The sequence below is a fragment of the Massilia sp. KIM genome (assembly GCF_002007115.1).
In the GTDB taxonomy this organism is placed as follows: Bacteria; Pseudomonadota; Gammaproteobacteria; order Burkholderiales; family Burkholderiaceae_D; genus Telluria.
The window spans coordinates 369,490-387,011 of sequence record NZ_MVAD01000001.1 but is presented as its reverse complement, the minus strand read 5'-3'; the positions used below and the strand labels follow the sequence as shown (position 1 = coordinate 387,011).

15 protein-coding genes are annotated in these 17,522 nt (G+C 69.1%); 9 read left to right on the top strand and 6 right to left on the bottom strand.

Annotation, left to right across the window (positions count from 1 at the left end; translation table 11 throughout):
• The first annotated feature begins 3 nt into the window (after positions 1-3).
• The 3 genes from B0920_RS01795 to B0920_RS01785 all read left to right on the top strand — a co-directional run bounded on the left by B0920_RS01795 (position 4) and on the right by B0920_RS01785 (position 3,337).
• Entirely contained in the window at positions 4-465 is a 462-nt protein-coding gene (locus tag B0920_RS01795) for a RidA family protein (RefSeq protein WP_078030884.1), read from the top strand.
• Positions 466-596: 131 nt separating this feature from the next.
• Entirely contained in the window at positions 597-1,790 is a 1,194-nt protein-coding gene (locus tag B0920_RS01790) for a PLP-dependent aminotransferase family protein (protein ID WP_078030883.1), read from the top strand.
• A gap of 188 nt (positions 1,791-1,978) precedes the next feature.
• On the top strand, positions 1,979-3,337 hold the full coding sequence (locus B0920_RS01785) for a diguanylate cyclase (protein WP_078030882.1): 1,359 nt from the start codon (positions 1,979-1,981) through the stop codon (positions 3,335-3,337).
• 5 nt (positions 3,338-3,342) lie between these two features.
• On the opposite strand, the gene B0920_RS01780 is transcribed toward B0920_RS01785, so the two are convergent.
• From B0920_RS01780 to B0920_RS01765, 4 genes are all read right to left on the bottom strand, one after another.
• Positions 3,343-4,098 carry a carbonic anhydrase gene (locus tag B0920_RS01780; protein ID WP_078030881.1) on the bottom strand — a complete coding sequence of 252 codons (756 nt, stop codon included), beginning with the start codon at positions 4,096-4,098 and terminating at the stop codon, positions 3,343-3,345.
• Between the two features lie 143 nt (positions 4,099-4,241).
• The gene (locus tag B0920_RS01775) at positions 4,242-5,804 is read right to left on the bottom strand and encodes an FGGY-family carbohydrate kinase (RefSeq protein WP_078033247.1); all 1,563 of its coding nucleotides are present in this window, start codon (positions 5,802-5,804) and stop codon (positions 4,242-4,244) included.
• Positions 5,789-7,378 carry a glycerol-3-phosphate dehydrogenase/oxidase gene (locus B0920_RS01770; RefSeq protein ID WP_078030880.1) on the bottom strand — a complete coding sequence of 530 codons (1,590 nt, stop codon included), beginning with the start codon at positions 7,376-7,378 and terminating at the stop codon, positions 5,789-5,791. The genes B0920_RS01775 and B0920_RS01770 overlap by 16 nt, the downstream gene beginning before the upstream one ends.
• 2 nt (positions 7,379-7,380) lie before the next feature.
• Positions 7,381-8,973, bottom strand: coding sequence for an FAD-binding oxidoreductase (locus B0920_RS01765; protein WP_078030879.1), 1,593 nt, complete (start codon positions 8,971-8,973; stop codon positions 7,381-7,383).
• A gap of 76 nt (positions 8,974-9,049) precedes the next feature.
• Between B0920_RS01765 and B0920_RS01760 the strand changes: the two genes are divergently transcribed.
• The 3 genes from B0920_RS01760 to B0920_RS01750 all read left to right on the top strand — a co-directional run bounded on the left by B0920_RS01760 (position 9,050) and on the right by B0920_RS01750 (position 11,838).
• Positions 9,050-10,111 (top strand): AraC family transcriptional regulator, encoded by a 1,062-nt coding sequence (locus B0920_RS01760; protein ID WP_078030878.1) that lies wholly within the window; start codon positions 9,050-9,052, stop codon positions 10,109-10,111.
• A gap of 71 nt (positions 10,112-10,182) precedes the next feature.
• Positions 10,183-10,584, top strand: a complete 402-nt coding sequence (locus B0920_RS01755; protein ID WP_078030877.1) for a hypothetical protein — start codon at positions 10,183-10,185, stop codon at positions 10,582-10,584.
• 144 nt (positions 10,585-10,728) lie between these two features.
• Positions 10,729-11,838: a S41 family peptidase gene (locus B0920_RS01750; protein WP_078030876.1), complete on the top strand. Its 1,110-nt coding sequence runs from the start codon at positions 10,729-10,731 to the stop codon at positions 11,836-11,838.
• 13 nt (positions 11,839-11,851) lie between these two features.
• Here B0920_RS01750 and B0920_RS01745 read toward each other — a convergent pair whose 3' ends face one another.
• Positions 11,852-13,045: a GGDEF domain-containing protein gene (locus B0920_RS01745; RefSeq protein WP_179119059.1), complete on the bottom strand. Its 1,194-nt coding sequence runs from the start codon at positions 13,043-13,045 to the stop codon at positions 11,852-11,854.
• Between the two features lie 443 nt (positions 13,046-13,488).
• Here B0920_RS01745 and B0920_RS01740 point away from each other — a divergent pair, with 443 nt between their 5' ends.
• The gene (locus B0920_RS01740) at positions 13,489-14,664 is read left to right on the top strand and encodes an acyltransferase (RefSeq protein ID WP_229455106.1); all 1,176 of its coding nucleotides are present in this window, start codon (positions 13,489-13,491) and stop codon (positions 14,662-14,664) included.
• Here B0920_RS01740 and B0920_RS01735 read toward each other — a convergent pair.
• Entirely contained in the window at positions 14,546-15,319 is a 774-nt protein-coding gene (locus B0920_RS01735) for a YoaK family protein (RefSeq protein WP_078030874.1), read from the bottom strand. The genes B0920_RS01740 and B0920_RS01735 overlap by 119 nt on opposite strands.
• 122 nt (positions 15,320-15,441) lie before the next feature.
• On the opposite strand from B0920_RS01735, the gene dapC reads away from it, so the two are divergent.
• On the top strand, positions 15,442-16,656 hold the full coding sequence (gene dapC / locus B0920_RS01730; RefSeq protein ID WP_179119165.1) for a succinyldiaminopimelate transaminase: 1,215 nt from the start codon (positions 15,442-15,444) through the stop codon (positions 16,654-16,656).
• 32 nt (positions 16,657-16,688) lie between these two features.
• Positions 16,689-17,513: a 2,3,4,5-tetrahydropyridine-2,6-dicarboxylate N-succinyltransferase gene (gene dapD / locus B0920_RS01725; RefSeq protein WP_078030872.1), complete on the top strand. Its 825-nt coding sequence runs from the start codon at positions 16,689-16,691 to the stop codon at positions 17,511-17,513.
• The last annotated feature ends 9 nt before the right edge of the window (positions 17,514-17,522 follow it).

Here is a 17,522-nt window from a genome sequence, read left to right as displayed (position 1 = left end):
ACCATGTCCGTCTACGATAAACTCAAAGAACTGAACATCACCCTGCAAGCCCCGGCCACCCCGGCTGCTGCCTACGTCATGTACGTACAAACCGGCAACCTCGTGTTCATCTCGGGCCACATCGCCAAGAACCCGGACGGCAGCCCGAACGCGGGCATCCTGGGCAAGGACAAGACCACCGCCGACGGCCAGGCCGCCGCGCGCTCGGTCGCCATCGACCTGATCGGCACCCTGCAGGAAGCCGTGGGCGGCGACCTGAACCGCGTCAAGCGCATCGTCAAGGTGATGAGCCTGGTCGCCTCGACGCCGGACTACAACGAACAGCACCTGGTCACCAACGGCTGCTCGGAACTGCTGGGCGAGGTGTTCGGCGATGCCGGCAAACATGCCCGCTCCGCCTTCGGTGTGGCTTCGCTGCCGCGCGGCACCTGCGTCGAGATCGAACTGATCGCCGAAGTCGCCTAAACTAGCGTTATCGTCCTTGTACCGATGAGGGCTGGGCCTACCCGGCCCGGCCTTGGCGAAGCCGCCTATCCGGCGTGCTTTATAATGGCCCGGCACCCCCGCGGTCCCTTCCTGAGAGTAAGTGAGACAGTATGAAAATCGAACATCCCCATCCCATCCAGTGGCAATTCTCGGAGCGCGCCCAGCAGCTGCAGAGCTCGTTCATCCGCGAGATCCTGAAGATCACCCAGCGTCCGGAGATCATCTCCTTCGCCGGTGGCCTGCCCTCGCCCGCCACCTTCCCGGTCGAACGCATGAAGGCCGCGTACGACAAGGTGCTGACCGAGACCGGTAAAGTTGCCCTGCAGTATGGTCCGACCGATGGTTATCCGCCGCTGCGCGAGTGGATTGCGAATTCCCTGTCCACTGAAGGCGCCAAGATCCTCCCGGAACAAATCCTCATGACCTCGGGCTCGCAGCAGGCGCTCGACCTGCTGGGCAAGGTCCTGATCGACGAAGGCAGCCGCGTGCTGGTCGAAACCCCGAGCTACCTGGGCGCGCTCCAGGCGTTCTCGGTCTACCGTCCCGAATTCAAGTCGGTCGTCACCGACGAGCATGGCCTGGTGCCGTCCTCGATCGAGGGCGTGGCCCAGGGCGCGCGTCTGCTGTACTCGCTGCCCAACTTCCAGAACCCGACCGGCCGCACCCTGTCGATCGAACGCCGCCGCGAGCTGGTCGAGACCTGCGCCCGCCTCGGCCTGCCGCTGATCGAGGACGACCCATACGGCGCCCTGTCCTACCGCGGCGAGCCGATGCCCAAGATGGTGGCGATGAACCCGGACGGCGTCATCTACATGGGCTCCTTCTCTAAGGTGCTGACCCCGGGCATCCGCCTCGGCTACGTGTGCGCCCCGCTGCCGCTGGTGCGCCGCCTCGAGCTGGCCAAGCAGGCCGCCGACCTGCACACCGCCCAGCTGACCCAGATGGTGGTGCACGAAGTGGTCAAGGACGGCTTCCTCGACCAGCATATCCCGACCATCCGCAAGCTCTACGGCGACCAGTGCCAGGTGATGCTGGACGCGATGACCGAGCACTTCCCGGCCGGCGTGAGCTGGACCAAGCCGGAAGGCGGCATGTTCATCTGGGTCACCCTGCCCAAGCAGATCGACGCCATGAAGCTGCTCGACCAGTCGCTGGCCGCGCGCGTGGCCTTCGTGCCGGGCTCGCCGTTCTACGCCAACGAGCCGGAAACCAACACCCTGCGCCTGTCCTTCGTGACTGTGCCGCCGGAACGCATCCGCGAAGGCATCGCCATCCTCGGCAAGCTGATCGCCGACATGCTGTAAGCCGCACCCGGCCGGGCGGCGTCCTTCGAGGGGGCCGCCCGTCACCGCTAGTCTATGCACGCTGACTACAAATAGTCGCGTACGCGCAACAACGGGTCAAACGTGGACATACGGCAACAAAAGTTGCCTCAAGGGATCATATTAAGAGTATGATCGTCGGCGTTACGATGCCGTTTCTGCCAGCGACCATGATTCATCCTGCCCTCGCGTTCTCCGCGCCCGCGCGCCAGTCCGCGATCCTGATTGTCGACGATGCCCCGGACAGCCTTGGGCTGCTCCAGGAGATCATGCGCCAGCAGGGCTACCAGACTTTCGTCGCCAACACCGGCAAGCGCGCGCTCGACATCGCGGCCCGCGTCCAGCCCGACCTGATCCTGCTCGATGTCCTGCTGCCCGACCTCGACGGCCTGGAAATCTGCCGCCGCCTCAAGAGCCAGCCCGACACCGCCCATATCCCCGTGATCTTCGTGAGCGCCTGCGGCGAGACCGAGGACATCGTGGCCGGCTTCGACACCGGCGCGGTCGACTACATCGCCAAGCCGGTGCGCATGGCCGAGGTCTGCGCCCGCGTCGGCGCCCACCTGCGCGTGCGCAGCAACAACGCCAACCAGAAGCAGCAGGCGGATCGCCTGCAGATGATCCTGGACGGGATGGACGAGGGCCTGCTGCTGGTGGACGGCTGCGGACGCATCGTCTACGCCAACCCCGCCAGCGAGCGCTTCGTCGCCCACTCGGCCGGCGAGCTGGCCGGCCTGCCGCTGGCCAGCCTGCTGGCGCCGCCCATGGAAGAGGACTACGCCGCCTATTTCGCCGACCGCGAGGACGAGGCGCGCGCGGCGCGCTGCCGCGGCACGCGCGAGGTGCTGGTCTACCAGCGCGACGGCGCGCTGCGCGCGATGGACCTGAGCCTGACGCCGATGGCGGGCACCGAACCGCTGTTCGTCGCCCTGCTGCACGACATCACCCACCACAAGCAGTCCGAGACCGCGCTGCAGCAGGCGGCCCTGGTCGACCCCTTGACCCGCATCGCCAACCGCCGCCACTTCGACGCCGCGCTGGAGCGCGAATGGCAGCGCGCGATCCGCAGCGGACAGCCGCTGTCGCTGATCGTGCTCGACGTCGACCACTTCAAGGGCTACAACGACAGCCTGGGCCACGCCGCCGGCGACCACTGCCTGCAACTGGTGGCCGAGGTGCTGCGCGAGCACGCGCTGCGTCCCACCGACCTGGCGGCGCGCTACGGCGGCGAAGAATTCGTGGTGCTGCTGGCCGACACCCCGAACGAAGGCGCGGCCGGCCTGGGCGAAGCGATCCGCGCCCACATCGAGCAGATGGCGGTGCCGAATCCGCGCGCCACGACCGCCGCGGTGGTCACGGTGAGCATCGGCGTGGCGACCATCATCCCGACCCTGTTCGACGACCTGCGCTCCTTCTTCATCGCGGCCGACCGCGCCATGTACGAAGCCAAGTCGGCCGGGCGCAACCAGGTGGTGGCGGTGCACGCCGGCGCGGCCTGGGACCGGGTGCGCGACGTCGTCGCGCACTAAGCAGCTTAATTGACGGCGTCGACCACGCGGCCGTTGAGCGGCTGCACCGGACGCGCATTCATCGTGTACAGCTTGCGGAAGGCCGCCAGCTGGGCCTTCGAGACCTCCACCGGCTGCTTCAGGATCTGCCAGTGCACGCCCTCGCTGCAGGGCGGCGTGGTCAGCGAGCCAATGTAGGAGTAGTAGGCGTGCTGTTTCGGCAGCACCCCGGCCAGGTCGATGCCGCCTTCCAGCGCATGCTTCTCGCCGGCCGCCGCCGGCAGCCCCGCGAACACTTCCTTCAGCGCCGCGTTTTCCTTGCCCTGCTTGAACAGCACCGCGACCACGGCCAGTTCGCCGCTGTCGCTCTTGTGCACGAGGTGGGCGACCATCGGGTAGTTCTTGCCATTGATCTTCTCTTCGCTCGGGGTGTGGAAGTGGAACTGCACCAGCTTGTAGTCGCCCGAGGGCAGGCCCAGCGAGCCGCCGTGCTCCAGGTTCACCTGCACCGTGTGGCCGTTGTTGACGATCTCGGCCGGCGTCAGGCCGTAATGGAAGTCGAGCGGCGCAAGCTTGGCCGCATGGGTGGCGCGGATGTCGATCGGCGACTGCGTCTTGCCCAGCTTGCAGGCGGCGAAATCCTGCTCCAGTTCGGCCCAGTGGGCGGGACCGGCCTTGCTGCCGTAGTCCCAATGCGCCGGCTCGGCGGCCTGGGCGCCGGTGGCGGCGAAGATCGACACGGCGCAGGCGGAGAGCATGAGGCTCAGGGTAGTGCGTTTCATGGTTAGACCCCTATGGTAAAAGTGGCCCAGTGCTCAAGGTGACTGGGCGTAGGTCTACGCTAACAGGGGGCGCGTTAAGATTTCGTTAAATTAATGTTTCCTCGTGAAAATGTCAGAGCAGGCCTTCTGCTGAAAGCGGGACCTCAGGTCTGCTGCGGATAACCGGTGATGCGCGCGATGTCGCGGTACATCGGCTGCAGGCGCTTGTACATGTTGAGGTAGACCTCGCGATACAAGCGCTCGTAGATCTCGCGGTGGGCGCCGTTCGGCTCGAACACCTGGCCGACCCGGGTCATGGCCGCCACCGCCGCGCCGAAGTCCGGATACAGGCCCAGGCCCACGGCGGCATCGATGGCCGCGCCCAGGGCCGAGGTCTCGTAGACGTGGGGCCGCGCGGTCGGCAGGCCGAAGATGTCGGCGGTGAGCTGCATCGCGGCGTCGCTCTGCGAGCCGCCGCCGGAGACGCGCAGTTCGGTGATGCGCACCCCGCTCCGTTTTTCGATCCGCTCCTTCCCTTCGCGCAGCGCATAGGCCAGGCCTTCGAGGATGGCGCGGTAGACGTGGGCGCGGGTGTGCACGTCGCCGAAGCCGATGATGGCGCCCTTGGCTTCGCGGCCGGGAATGCGGATCCCCGGCGTCCAGTAGGGTTGCAGCATCAGCCCCATCGAGCCGGGCGGCACCGCGTTGGCCAGGGCGTCGAACAGCTGCTCGGGCGCCACGTCCTCTTCCAGCGCGCGCGCCTGCTCGTGGTGGCCGAACTGCTCCTTGAACCAGTTGACCATCCAGTAGCCGCGAAACACCTGCACCTCGGTGCTGTAGGCGCCGGGAATCGCGGCCGGATACGGCGGCACGAAGGGCGTCACCTCGACGTAGCGGCGCGAGGTGGTGTTGATGGTGGCGGTGGTGCCGTAGCTCAGGCAGCCCACGTGGGGCTCGCGGCAGCCGGCGCCGAGCACCTCGCAGGCCTTGTCGGCGGCGGCGGCCAGCAGCGGCATGCCTTCCGGGATGCCGGTCTCCAGCGCCGCCTGGGCCGTCACCTGCCCCAGGCGCGCGCCCGGTTCGGCCAGCTCGGGCAGCATGCGCCGCTCCACGGCCAGGACCTGCCACTTCCAGTCGTGGCCCGCGGCCCAGCGCCGCCGCTTGTAGTCGAAGGGCACATAGGCCACCTGCGAGCCGGAGGAATCGACGTAGCTGCCGCACAGCCGGTAGTTCAGGTAGCCCGAGAGCAGCAGGAACTTGTGGGTCGCGTCCCAGACCTCGGGCTGGTGGGCGCGGATCCAGTTGATCTCGGCCTCGCCCCGGAAGAAGTCGATGGTGTCGGCCACCCGCGCCAGCTTGAAGGCGGCGCGCCACAACGGACCGATGGGCGGCACGCGGTCGGTGCGGCGCTGGTCGAGCCAGGTAATCGCCGGGCGCAGCGGACGGCCCTCGCGGTCGACGTTGACCACGGTGCCGCGCTGGGTCGTCACCGCCACCCCGGCCACGCGCGAGCGGTCGGCGCCCGGCATGGTCCACAGCGCGCGGCAGGCCTGGCACAGGGCCTGCCAGTAGCCGTCGGCGTCGTGCTCGGCCCAGCCGGGCTGGGGCGACACATAGGCCTGCAGGTGGACCTGGGACTTGGCCACGATCTCGCCGCGCAGGTCGAACAGGATCGCGCGCACGCTCTGCGTGCCGTTGTCGATGGCGAGGATCAGGGGTTCATGCATGGTGTCGTCCTGGTGGCTGCGCTCGGGGGGGCGTAGTGCTCGCGCCAACATAGCACGTAGGCGGCCTCCTCGGCCAGCCAGCGGGCCTCGTCCCAGCCCAGCTCCGGCTGGCAGATGGCGCGGATGCGCGGCAGCAGCGCCGCCCCGCCCGCGGGCAGCAGCAGGCCGAGGCGGGTGCGGCGCAGCAGCAGGTCGTCCAGGTGCAGCACCCGTTCGGCGCGCGCGGCCCAGCGCAGCTCGGCCCACAGGGTCTGGGTGCCGGGCACGGCGTCCAGCTCGTCCTCGCGGGCCGCATCCAGCAGGGCCTGGGCCTGGGCGCCGTGGCGGCCGGCCAGGCGCTGCAGGATGCCGGCCGGGAGCGCCGCGCAGCGTGGGGGCGCCGCCCGCGCGAACAGCGGCTGCGGACGCAGGTCCGCCTCCCAGCCGGGCAGCTGGCGCGCCGCTTCGCGCAGGGCGTCGAGAGCGATGGCGCGGAAGGTGGTCAGCTTGCCGCCGGTGACCGAGACCAGGCCGGGCTCGGACCACACCAGGTGCTCGCGCCGCTCCTTCGACGGCGCGCCGTGGCTGCCTCCGTCGATCACCGGACGCACGCCTGCATAGGTGGCGATCACGTCGCCGGGGCCGAGCCCCAGTTGCGGAAAGGCGGCGTGCAAGGCCGCCAGCAGGTAGTCGAATTCGGCGCGCGTGATGCGCGCTTCGCGCGCCATGTCTTCGCCGTGGTCGACGTCGGTGGTGCCGACCAAGGTCGCGCCCTCCCAGGGGTAGGCGAACACCGGACGGCCGTCCTGCGGGTGCATCAGGCTCACGGCCAGGGCCAGCGGCAGGCGCCAGGCCGGCAGCAGCAAATGGCTGCCGCGCAGCGGGCGCAGACGCGGCCCCTTGCCTGCGGCGGCCAGCGCGCCGGCCCAGGCCCCGGTGGCGTTGAGCACCACGCGGGCGCGCACCGCATGCTCCGCGCCGCTGCGCGCATCGTGCAGGCGCGCGCCCGCGACCTTGCCGTCTTCGTGCAGCAGTGCGCGCAGCGCCACGTGGTTGCAGGCGACCGCCCCATGGCTGCGCGCCTCGTCCAGCACCCGCAGCACCAGGCGCGCGTCGTCGGTCTTGGCGTCGGTGTAGCGCACGCCGCCCGCCAGGCCCTCGCGCCGCACGTTGGGCGCCAGCATCGCGAAGCCGTCCGCCGTCTCCCAGTGCGCCTCGCGGCGTCCGGCCAGCAGGTCGTAGACGCGCAGCGCGGCGAGAAAGGCCAGGCGCTTGCCGCGCGCCCCGCCGTGGTCGGCGAAAGCGAAGCCCTGCGGCTCGACCAGGCCGGGCACCTCGCGCAGCAGGGCTTCGCGCTCGCGCACCGATTCGCGCGTCAGGCGCAACTGGCCTTCGGCCAGGTAGCGCAGGCCGCCGTGCACCAGCTTGGACGAGCGGCTCGAGGCGCCCCAGGCGAAATCGCGCTGCTCCACCAGCAGCGCGCGCAGGCCGCGGCGCGCGGCTTCGAGCAGGATGCCGGCGCCGGTGATGCCGCCGCCGATCACCAATACGTCCCAGTCGCGCGCGGCCAGGATGGGGTCGATGCCGCCGTCCATGTTCAGCGCACCAGCTTGCCGGGGTTCATGCGCCCCTCGGGGTCGAAGTGGCGGAACAGCGCCGCCATCGCGGACAGGCCGAGCTCCCCCTTCTCGGCGGCCAGCCAGGGCGCGTGATCGAGGCCGACGCCGTGCTGGTGGCTGATGGTGCCGCCGCTGGCCACGATCGCCTCCGACACCCGGTCCTTGAGGCAGCGCCAGCGCGCCAGGTCGGTCTCGAAGTCGCCCGAGAGCCGGAACACGAAGGTCGCGTACACGCTCGCGCCCTGCGGGTAGAGGTGGGACAGGTGGGTGTAGGCGTGCACCCGTTCGCCGAAGGCCTGCAGGGCCTTGCCGGCCGCGCCTTCGACCGCGTCCACGGTGGCCGACACGCGCGACCAGTCGACCGCGGTTTCCACCGTGTCGATCGCGTAGCCATGCAACCAGGCGGCGTTGCGCAGGTAGACGCTGCGGAAGCGGTTGCGGCGCCAGCGCTCGCCCAGCAGCCGCCCCAGGTGCACCCCGCCGTGGCAGCGCGCCATCGACAGCGCCGCGCGCAGCGCCGGCAGGCATTGCGCGCGCCGGCCGCTGACGCCGACCAAGAGCATGCACTTGCCGGCGCCGCAGCCGCGCCAGCCGAGGTAGCGCTCCAGCAGCGCCACCTGGCGCGGGTGGCCGGCGAGGGTCAGCATGGTCTGGGTTTCGGCCGCGTTCGACAGGCGCAGCATGGACAGCGGCAGGCGCGCCTGGGCGATCAGTCGCACCGCGCCAGCGGCCCGCTCCCAGTCGGGAAAGAACACGGCATGGAAGGCTTCGTGCTCCGGCAGGCGGCTGATGCGCACGCTGGCGTGGGTCAGGATGCCGAGCCGGCCTTCGGAGCCGAGCACCATCTCGCGCAGGTCGATGCCGGCGGCGGAGGCCGGGAAGGTCGGAATCTCCAGGGTGCCGGCCGGGGTCTCGACGCGCCCGCCCGCGAACAGCTGCTCGATGCGTCCATAGCGCAGCGACTGCTGGCCCGAGGAACGCGTGGCGACCCAGCCGCCCAGGGTCGAATACTCGAAGGACTGCGGAAAGTGGCCGAGGGTATAGCCGTGGGCGCGCAGCTGGGCTTCGAGATCGGGGCCGCTGACGCCGGCGCCGAAGCAGGCCAGTTGCGCCTCGCGGTCGAGCGAGACCAGGGCGCGCATGCGGCCCATGGCCACGCTCAGCACCGGACGGCGCGCCTGGCCCGCCTCGAGGTGGCCGGCGACGCTGGTGCCGCCGCCATAGGGAATCAGCTCGGCGCCGGCGTGCGCGGCGAAGTCGAGCAGCTCGCGCACCTGCTGCCCCGATTCGGGAAAGGCCACGCCATCGGGGACGGCGCCCAGGCGGCCGTGGCGCAGGCGCAGCCAGTCGTGCAGGCTCTGGCCGAGCGCATGCCGCGCCCGGGTGGCTGGCGAAGCATCGACCAGCGGATGCATGGGCAGGCGGCTGGCCGGCAGGGCCGCGCAGGCCTGCTCGAAGTCCGCGTCCACCTGCGCCGTGCCGGGGCCGAGGCGCTGCGCCAGGAAGGCCAGCGCCTGCGGCGCCAGCGCCACCTCGATCGTGTCGTCCCCCCATCCATTCCAGCGCCGCATGCCTGTTTTCCCCTTATACTGGTTGTTGCCATCGACGCCAGATTAGGTTCGCCGCCACCACCTGTATTGCGCTTTCATGACACAGCTTTGTTCCAAGACGCCAGGCGCCCGGCGCGAGGTCCTCGCCGATGCGGGACGGGTGACCGGGGCCTATGCCCAGCCCCTGCTGGAGGCCGCCGCCGAGCGCGGCGTCGCGCCCGATGCGCTGGCCGATGCCGCCGGCCTGCCGCCCGCCAGCCTGGGTATGCTGTCCGGCGCCCTGCCCGACTCCATCCCCGCGCGCAGCTACGTCGCGCTGCTCGACGCGGGCGCGCGGCTGGCCGGCGATCCCCATTTCGGCCTGCACGTCGGCGAAAAGGTCAGGCCCGGCACCTTCAGCGCCTACGGCATGATGCTGCTGGCCTGCAGCGACTTCGGCCAGGCCCTGGCCCAGACCCAGCGCTACGAACAGCTCGCGCACGACCTCGGGCGCACCCGCCTGGCCCTGGACGGTGCGCAGGCCGTGTATGCCTGGGACTGCCATTATCCGCAGGCCAGCCGGCACCTGGTGGAAAGCGTGTTCGCCGGCATCCGCGTGTTCGGCAGCTGGCTCGCCGGCCGCCCGCTGACGCCTTCCCGCATCGCCTTCGGCCACCGCAGCGAGGCCGGCCTGCAGGAGTACCGCCGCGTGCTGGGCGTGGAGCCCGAGTTCGGGGCGCCGGAACACGCGGCCCGCTTCGACGCCGCGATCCTGGCGATGCCGGTGCCGAACGCGGACGTGAGCCTGTATCCGGTGCTGCGCCAGCATGCCGAGCGCCTGCTGCTCGAACGCGCGGCGGGCGACGGCGTGGTGCCCCAGGTGCGCGCGGCCCTGGTGCGGCGCCTGCCGAACAACGGCGCGCGCCTGCCGCAGGTGGCCGAGGACCTGGGCATGTCGGCGCGCACCCTGCAGCGCAAGCTGGCCGAGGCCGGCGTGAGCTTCCAGCAGGTGCTGGACGCCCTGCGCTACGCGCTGGCCCGCGACTATCTGCGCCAGCGCGAGCTCGGCCTGGTCGACATCGCCTTCCTGCTCGGCTTCCAGGAGCAGAGCGCGTTCACGCATGCCTTCCGCGAGTGGAGCGGCATGAACCCCGGCGCCTGGCGCGAGCAGTGCGCTTGAGGACGGCGAGCATGCATGGAACATCGACCCTTACCGAACCTGCCAGGAGCGCCAAAGCGGAGGAGTGAAGCATGCGTGCGTCCACTAGAACGATCATCGCCGCCGGTTCGAGCGTGGTGTCGGGCATTGCCGTTATCGGTCTGCTGTTCAACGGCCGAGGCGGCGACGCTCCCCCTGCCGCAGCGCCCGTCACCGCTGGCGCACAATGCGATATCGCCGCTGCCGAACGATCGCTGGCCGCCTTTAACAGGGTGGCGGGCTGGAGCGTCAACGCCGACTACATCGTCGTCAACTTCAACACGAAGACGATCGTGTTGCCGCCTTCGGAGCGTCCTGCCCGCATGCAGGAATTTGCCGCTTCGATGGCGTGCCGGCACGGCGAGACGCGGAAAATCCAGTTCTACGCCGCGGGTCGGCTGATCGGCATCATTTCACCGGCTTCCGGCACCTGGCTGTTGGACCGTCCTTCGTGAATGGGGTCAGGCCTGACATTCGGCCGCGAGCTCGACCATGCAAATCGGGCATTCTGCCTGTTGCGTATTGAAATTTTGCAATCGTTCCTAACATAGACCGGGAGCGGACGAACCCGTCCGCGCAACACACCGACCAGAGGTTTTATGAAAGCATCACAAGCGCTCGCCACGGCGCTGCTCGCGTCCGCCCTTGCCTGGCTGCCGGCTTTCGCGCAGCCCGCTCAGGTATCGGGCCAACCCGACACGACGATGACGGCGGCAAGCCGGCAGGAACTCATCGACAAGCTGAGCGCAACCATCGAGCAGCGCTACGTGTTCCCGGACGTGGGGCGCGAGATCGCAGCCCGCTTGCGCGAGCGGCAGCGGAGCGGCGCCTACGACGGCATCGCCAGCGCGAGCAGGCTGACCCAGGTCCTGAGCCAGGAGATGCAGGCGCTGTCCAAGGACCGCCACCTGCGCGTGGTCTACAGCGACGAGCCGGTCCTGGTGCGGCGCGCCCAGGCCGCGAGCACGCCGGAGGAAGCCGCGCGCCAGCTCGAGGCGCTGCGCGCCAGGAATTTCGGCGTCGAGAGAATCGAACGCCTGCCCCTCAACATCGGCTACCTGGCCCTGGACGGCTTCGCCCCCGCACAGCAGTCCGCCGAGACCATCGCGGCGGCGATGACCGTGCTCGCCCACACCGACGCCCTCATCATCGACCTGCGCAACAACGGCGGCGGCGACGCGGCCGCGTCCACCCAGCTGGCGAGCTACCTGCTGGAGCGGCGCAGCCACTTGGCCGACTTCCGCTACCGCGACGGCAATCGCGTCGAGCAGCGCTGGAGCCTCGGCGTGCTGCCGGGCCCGCGCTACGGCGCCAGCAAGCCGGTGAGCATCCTCACCAGCAAGGACAGCTTCTCGGCCGCCGAGGATTTCGCCTATGCGCTCAAGAATCTCAAGCGCGCCACCGTGGTCGGCGAAACGACCGGAGGCGGCGCCAACGCGGGCGACCATCTGCCCCTGCTGCCCCACTTCGCCGCTTTCGTGCCCTTGAGCCGGCTGGTCAGCCCGGTCACGGGGACCAACTGGGAGGGCGTGGGCGTGACGCCCGATGTCGCCGTGTGCGCCGCGGACGCGCTGCGCGTCGCGCAGCTCGATATCCTGAAGCGGTGGGCCGCAGGCGCGACCGCATCGTCGCGCCGCGCCGAACTGGCGCAGCGGATCGCCGAACTCGAGGCCCGGCCAGCGACGATGGCGGGATGCGGCCAGTCCTGAAGCCAGACTGGTCTCAGGCGCGCCGCTGTCCGTGGTCGGCGGCCGGGGCCAGGATCGCCGCGCACACCCGATTGCGTCCGCCGCCCTTGGCCGCGTACAGCTGGGCATCCGCCAGGCCGACCAGCTCTTCGAAGGAAACCGACGCATGCGTGAGTTCGGCTGGAACCGTGGCCACGCCGAAGCTGGCGCTCGCGGTCAGGTAAACATTGTCGCCCAGATGCATGACGTCGACCGCGAATGCGGTACGGATGCGCTCCGCGAGCGCCTGCGCCCCGGCCAGGTCGGTATGGGGCAAGACGATCAGGAATTCTTCACCGCCATAACGGATCACGCGGTCCACTGCTTCGCGCGTCATCGTGCGCAAGACATGCGCGAAGGATTCCAGCACCTGGTCGCCGGCGGCATGACCATGGGTATCGTTGATGCGCTTGAAATGATCGATGTCGCACAGGACCACCGACAGTGCGGCGCCGTAGCGGCGGCAGCGCGCCAGCTCGGCGTCGAGCAGGCCGCGCTGCAGGACCCGCCGGTTGTAGCAGCCGGTCAAGGGATCGCGATCGGCCATCTGCTGCAACTGCATCGCGGCGCGGAACTGTTCGCGTTGCGCCACCTGGATGCGGCGCGCGGCGATATACCCGAGGGCGTTGCCCATGACGAGCAGGAGAACCAGGGTCAGGAGGTCGTCCGGCGCCAGCATGCCCTGCAGGCAAAGCATCACCGCGAACGCGGCGCTGAAACCCAGGCCGAGTGCGACCGAATACACGAAACGATTCGGAAAATTGACATAAACCGCCATGACCATCAGCGCCTGCGACATGGTGTTCCAGGCCATCGTCTCTGGCTGGAACCAGCATACGACCAGGAATACGGGCAGCCCGGTCACCAGCAAGGCGCAGACGGCGCCCACCGGAACGCGCAGCGACTCAGGGTGACGGCGGATGGCGTACCAGCCACCGATACCGACCACGGCAACCAGTACCCGCAGCGCGACCAGCATCCAGGCAACCGGGGTCGCGCCCAGCGTGGCGACATCGGTCGCGCCGAAGGCCACATAGAAAACGGCCGCGATCAGCAGACTCGTCCTGGTCTGGCGGCCGCGCTCGGGCAGGCTCTGGCGCAGGAAGCGGTCCTCGACCTCGCGATCCGCGAATTCGGCGAGTCGCGGGTCGATATGGAGGCGGGACGTGGACAGGTCTAGTGACAGCACGGGAGCATGTGGTAGTGAATTGGGTGAGACAGCGGCCAAGAGGCTGCTGCGAAAGAAGACCCTGATAGATCTGCCGGAACGCGTGAGGCGGGGTTGGGGAGTCAGGCGCGCCGGCATGGGCGATAGATTTGGTGACATTCTAACCTAAGGGAAATCTTCATTTCCAAACGGAAATGTACAATTCGATGTTTTCGATCGGTTAGTGGCGCTTCGGCAACACGGCAACTTGCCGCTTACAGCATGCTCATAAGTTTCTTACACGTATCGCGTGGACCCGGATTGCCAGCTCAGCTATGATGCGCGGCCCCGGCGGGATGCCGGGCCGCCCTGCCTGGCAGGGCGCTGCAACATCGAATGAAGATTGGTATCACGTGGTCAAGCATGCAGTCGACAGTTCCGGCGTCCGGCCGGCAGTCCAGCCTCCCTTTTTTCTGATTAATCTGTTGAAGGCCGGCGCGGCCCAGCTGATCGTCCTGCACCATCTCGCCTTCTATGGCCCTATGGCGGACCACGCGCGGGTCCTCGTGCCGGAACTGATCGACTGGCTCCACGACGACGCACGCATCGCGGTGCAGGTTTTCCTGGTGGTTGGCGGCTTCCTGGCCGCCAGGTCGCTGTCGCCGCAGGGCCGGCCGCTCGCCGCCGATCCGCTACAGGCGCTCTGGCGCCGCTACCTCAAGCTGGCGCCGCCCTTCATCGCGGCGATGCTGCTGGCAAGCCTCGCCTCCAGCCTGGCCGGCGCATGGATGCGCCACGATGCGATCTCGGCGCCTCCCACCTGGGACCAGCTTCTGGCCCACGCCCTGCTGCTGCACGACCTGCTCGGCTTCGATGCCTTGTCGGCCGGCGCCTGGTACGTGGCGATCGACTTCCAGCTCTACGCCTGCCTGGCCCTGCTGGCCTGGCTGAGCGGGCGCGGGCCGGCCGGCCTGGCGTCCCGGTGCCTGCTGCCGGCGCTGGTGGTCGGCGGCGTGGCCGCTTCCCTGCTCCACTTCAACCTGGACGCGGAATGGGACGTTTGGGCGCCCTACTTCTTCGGCAGCTATGGGCTGGGCGTGCTGGCCTGGTGGGCGGGCGATCCGGCGCGCCGGCTCGACACCGTCGCGCTGCTGCTGGTCGCGCTGCTGATCCTGCCCCTGCTGGCGCTGCTGCTGGGCTACCGCAGCAGGATCGCGGTGGCCCTGGTAGTGGCTTGCCTGCTGATGCTGTGCGGCCGGGTGCGTTCGCCCGCGGTGGCCGGGCGCGCCACCGCCCTGGTCGACTACCTGGGTGCGATCTCCTTCTCCATCTTCCTGGTGCATTTCCCGGTGTGCCTGGTCGTCAACGCGGCCTTCGCGCGCTTCGTCCCCGAGTGGCCGCCCCTGCAAGCGCTGGGCGTGCTGCTGGCCTGGGCGGCCAGCGTGGGCGCGGGAGCGGCATTCCACCGCTGGGTGGAAGCGCCCCTGGGCCGGGTGCTGGCGCCCGGCGCCGGCATGCGCCTGCCCGCCGTCCCGGGCGGCCTCAGCTCCCTCGTCGCTGGCGGGCGAGGAAACGCAGGGCTTCGTCCGCCGCCGGCACGATCGCCAGCAGGCACAGGAAAGCGGCCAGCGGCACGGTCGACAAATAGCCGAGGTACTTGAAGCCGAGCGCCCCGGCCAGGCCGCCGACCAGGAAGGCCGCCAGCAGCGACAGCAGCAGCGCCAGGCGGGTCCGGTTGGCGAGCACCTTGGGCCGCAGCGCGCCGCCGTCGGCGTTCCAGTACATCAGCTTGCCCAGCTCGATGCCAAGGTCGGTCACGATGCCGGTCATGTGGGTGGTGCGGATCTCGGCCTGCGACACCTTGGTGATCACCGCGTTCTGCAAGCCCATGATGAAGCACAGCAGCATGACGGTCAGCGGCACTGCAGGCAAGACCGGCGCATCGATCCCGGCCAGGCGCGCACCCAGCACGCCGAAGACCAGCAGCAGCACCGCTTCCAGCAGGAGCGGCAGCGCGTAGGCGCAGCTCAGGCCCTGGCGGCGCACGTAGTTGACCATCACGGCGGTGGCCGCCGCCCCCAGCAGGAAGCTCAGGATCGCGCCCAGCGCGCCCAGCACCAGCGCGCCCTCGCCCAGCACCAGGCGGTCGGCCAGGCTCGATACGATGCCGGTCATGTGGGAGGTGTACTGGCGCACGGCCAGGAAGCCGCCGGCATTGATGGCGCCGGCGATGAAGGCCAGCGCCACGCCCAGGTGGCGGTTGGCGGACGGGCTGCGGTCGTCGCCCGCGAGGCTGCGCGCATAATGAATCGGCACGGCGAACTCCAGGATGGACTGGATTCATGTTACCGCAAATCCATACCCGGAAGCATGCCTGGCCCGCCACGGCAAAGCGCTATAATTGTACGATTATTGCAATGCGCCAACTGGACCACGCCGTGAATCCGCATCTCGACAAACTCCAACCCTATCCCTTCGAAAAGCTGCGCCAGCTGTTCGCCGGCGTGACGCCGAATCCGGACTATGCGCCGATCAGCCTCGGGATCGGCGAGCCCAAGCACCCGACCCCGGCCTTCATCGAGAAAGCCCTGATGCACGCGGTGTCCGGCCTGTCGTCCTACCCGAGCACCCACGGCAGCGAAGCGCTGCGCGCCGCCATCGCCGGCTGGCTGGAGCGCCGCTACGGCGTGCCGCCGCTCGATCCGGCGACCATGGTGCTGCCGGTGAACGGCTCGCGCGAGGCGCTGTTCGCCATCGCACAGTGCATGATCGACGGCGGCAAGCCGGGCGCGCTGGTGATCTGCCCGAACCCCTTCTACCAGATCTACGAAGGCGCGGCCTACCTGGCCGGGGCCGAGCCCTACTTCGTGAACTCCGAGCCGGCCCGCAACTTCGCCTGCGACTACGCCAGCGTGCCCGATGCGGTGTGGCCGCGCGTGCAGCTGCTCTACGTCTGCTCGCCGGGCAACCCGACCGGCGCGGTGCTCACCCTGGACGACTGGCGCCAGCTGTTCGAGCTGGCCGACCGCTGGGGCTTCCTGATCGCGGCCGACGAGTGCTATTCCGAGATCTATTCGGGCGCGACCCCGCCCCTGGGCGCCCTCGAGGCGGCGCACCAGTTGGGCCGCAGCGAAGGCGACCAGCCCTACCGCAACCTGATCGTGTTCTCCAGCCTGTCCAAGCGCTCCAACGTGCCGGGCATGCGCTCGGGTTTCGTGGCCGGCGACCCGCAGGCGATGAAGAAATTCCTGCTCTACCGCACCTACTGCGGCGGCGCCATGTCGCCCACGGTGCAGGCGGCCTCGGTGGCGGCCTGGAACGACGAGCACCACGTGCAGGACAACCGCGCGCTGTACAAGGAAAAATTCAAGCTCATCACCCCGCTGCTCAAGGGCGTGATGGACGTCGAGCTGCCCGACGCCGGCTTCTACCTGTGGGCCGACGTGCGCCGCACCGGCCTGTCGGACACCGAGTTCGCGCGCCGCCTGTATGCCGACTATAATGTCACGGTCCTGCCGGGCAGCTATCTCGCGCGCGAAGCGCACGGCGTCAATCCGGGGCGCAACCGCATCCGCATGGCCCTCGTGGCCGGCGTCGACGAGGGACTCGAAGCGGCCAACCGCATCGTCCAGTTCTGCAAGAGCATCGCCTGAACCGCAACACCTCCATCCACACTAAGCACATCATGACTCAACAACTCCAGAACATCATCGAGACCGCGTGGGAACAGCGCGCGGAGATCAGCCCGTCCAGCGCCGGCGCCGAAGTGCGCGACGCGGTCGCCCACGTCCTCGCCGGCCTCGACAACGGCAGCCTGCGCGTGGCGCAAAAAGACAGCGGCAGCTGGGTCGTGAACCAGTGGATCAAGAAAGCGGTGCTGCTGTCCTTCCGTCTCGAGAACAACGTGCCGATGGCCAGCGGTGACATCCAGTTCTACGACAAGGTGCCGACCAAGTTCGCCGGCTATACCCCGGAAGATTTCGCCAAGGGCGGCTTCCGCGTGGTGCCGCCGGCGGTCGCCCGCCGCGGCAGCTTCATTGGCAAGAACGTGGTCCTGATGCCGTCCTACGTGAACATCGGCGCCTATGTCGACGAAGGCGCGATGGTCGACACCTGGGCGACCGTGGGCTCCTGCGCCCAGATCGGCAAGAACGTGCACCTGTCGGGCGGCGTCGGCATCGGCGGCGTGCTGGAGCCGATGCAGGCCAAGCCGACCATCATCGAAGACAACTGCTTCATCGGCGCGCGCTCCGAGATCGTCGAAGGCGTGATCGTGGAAGAGAACTCGGTGATCTCGATGGGCGTGTACATCGGCCAGTCGACCAAGATCTACAACCGCGAGACCGGCGAGATCAGCTATGGCCGCGTGCCTTCGGGTTCGGTGGTGGTGTCGGGCAGCCTGCCTTCGGCGGACGGCAAGTACAGCCTGTACTGCGCCGTGATCGTCAAGCGCGTCGACGCCCAGACCCGCGCCAAGACCGGCATCAACGAACTGCTGCGCGGCGACTGAGTCGCCCTC

Coding starts and splice junctions, on each gene's coding strand:
- B0920_RS01795 (WP_078030884.1), top strand. CDS start 4: ATGTCCGTCTACGATAAACTCAAAGAACTGAACATCACCCTGCAAGCC.
- B0920_RS01790 (WP_078030883.1), top strand. CDS start 597: ATGAAAATCGAACATCCCCATCCCATCCAGTGGCAATTCTCGGAGCGC.
- B0920_RS01785 (WP_078030882.1), top strand. CDS start 1,979: ATGATTCATCCTGCCCTCGCGTTCTCCGCGCCCGCGCGCCAGTCCGCG.
- B0920_RS01780 (WP_078030881.1), bottom strand. CDS start 4,098: ATGAAACGCACTACCCTGAGCCTCATGCTCTCCGCCTGCGCCGTGTCG.
- B0920_RS01775 (WP_078033247.1), bottom strand. CDS start 5,804: ATGCATGAACCCCTGATCCTCGCCATCGACAACGGCACGCAGAGCGTG.
- B0920_RS01770 (WP_078030880.1), bottom strand. CDS start 7,378: ATGGACGGCGGCATCGACCCCATCCTGGCCGCGCGCGACTGGGACGTA.
- B0920_RS01765 (WP_078030879.1), bottom strand. CDS start 8,973: ATGCGGCGCTGGAATGGATGGGGGGACGACACGATCGAGGTGGCGCTG.
- B0920_RS01760 (WP_078030878.1), top strand. CDS start 9,050: ATGACACAGCTTTGTTCCAAGACGCCAGGCGCCCGGCGCGAGGTCCTC.
- B0920_RS01755 (WP_078030877.1), top strand. CDS start 10,183: ATGCGTGCGTCCACTAGAACGATCATCGCCGCCGGTTCGAGCGTGGTG.
- B0920_RS01750 (WP_078030876.1), top strand. CDS start 10,729: ATGAAAGCATCACAAGCGCTCGCCACGGCGCTGCTCGCGTCCGCCCTT.
- dapD (WP_078030872.1), top strand. CDS start 16,689: ATGACTCAACAACTCCAGAACATCATCGAGACCGCGTGGGAACAGCGC.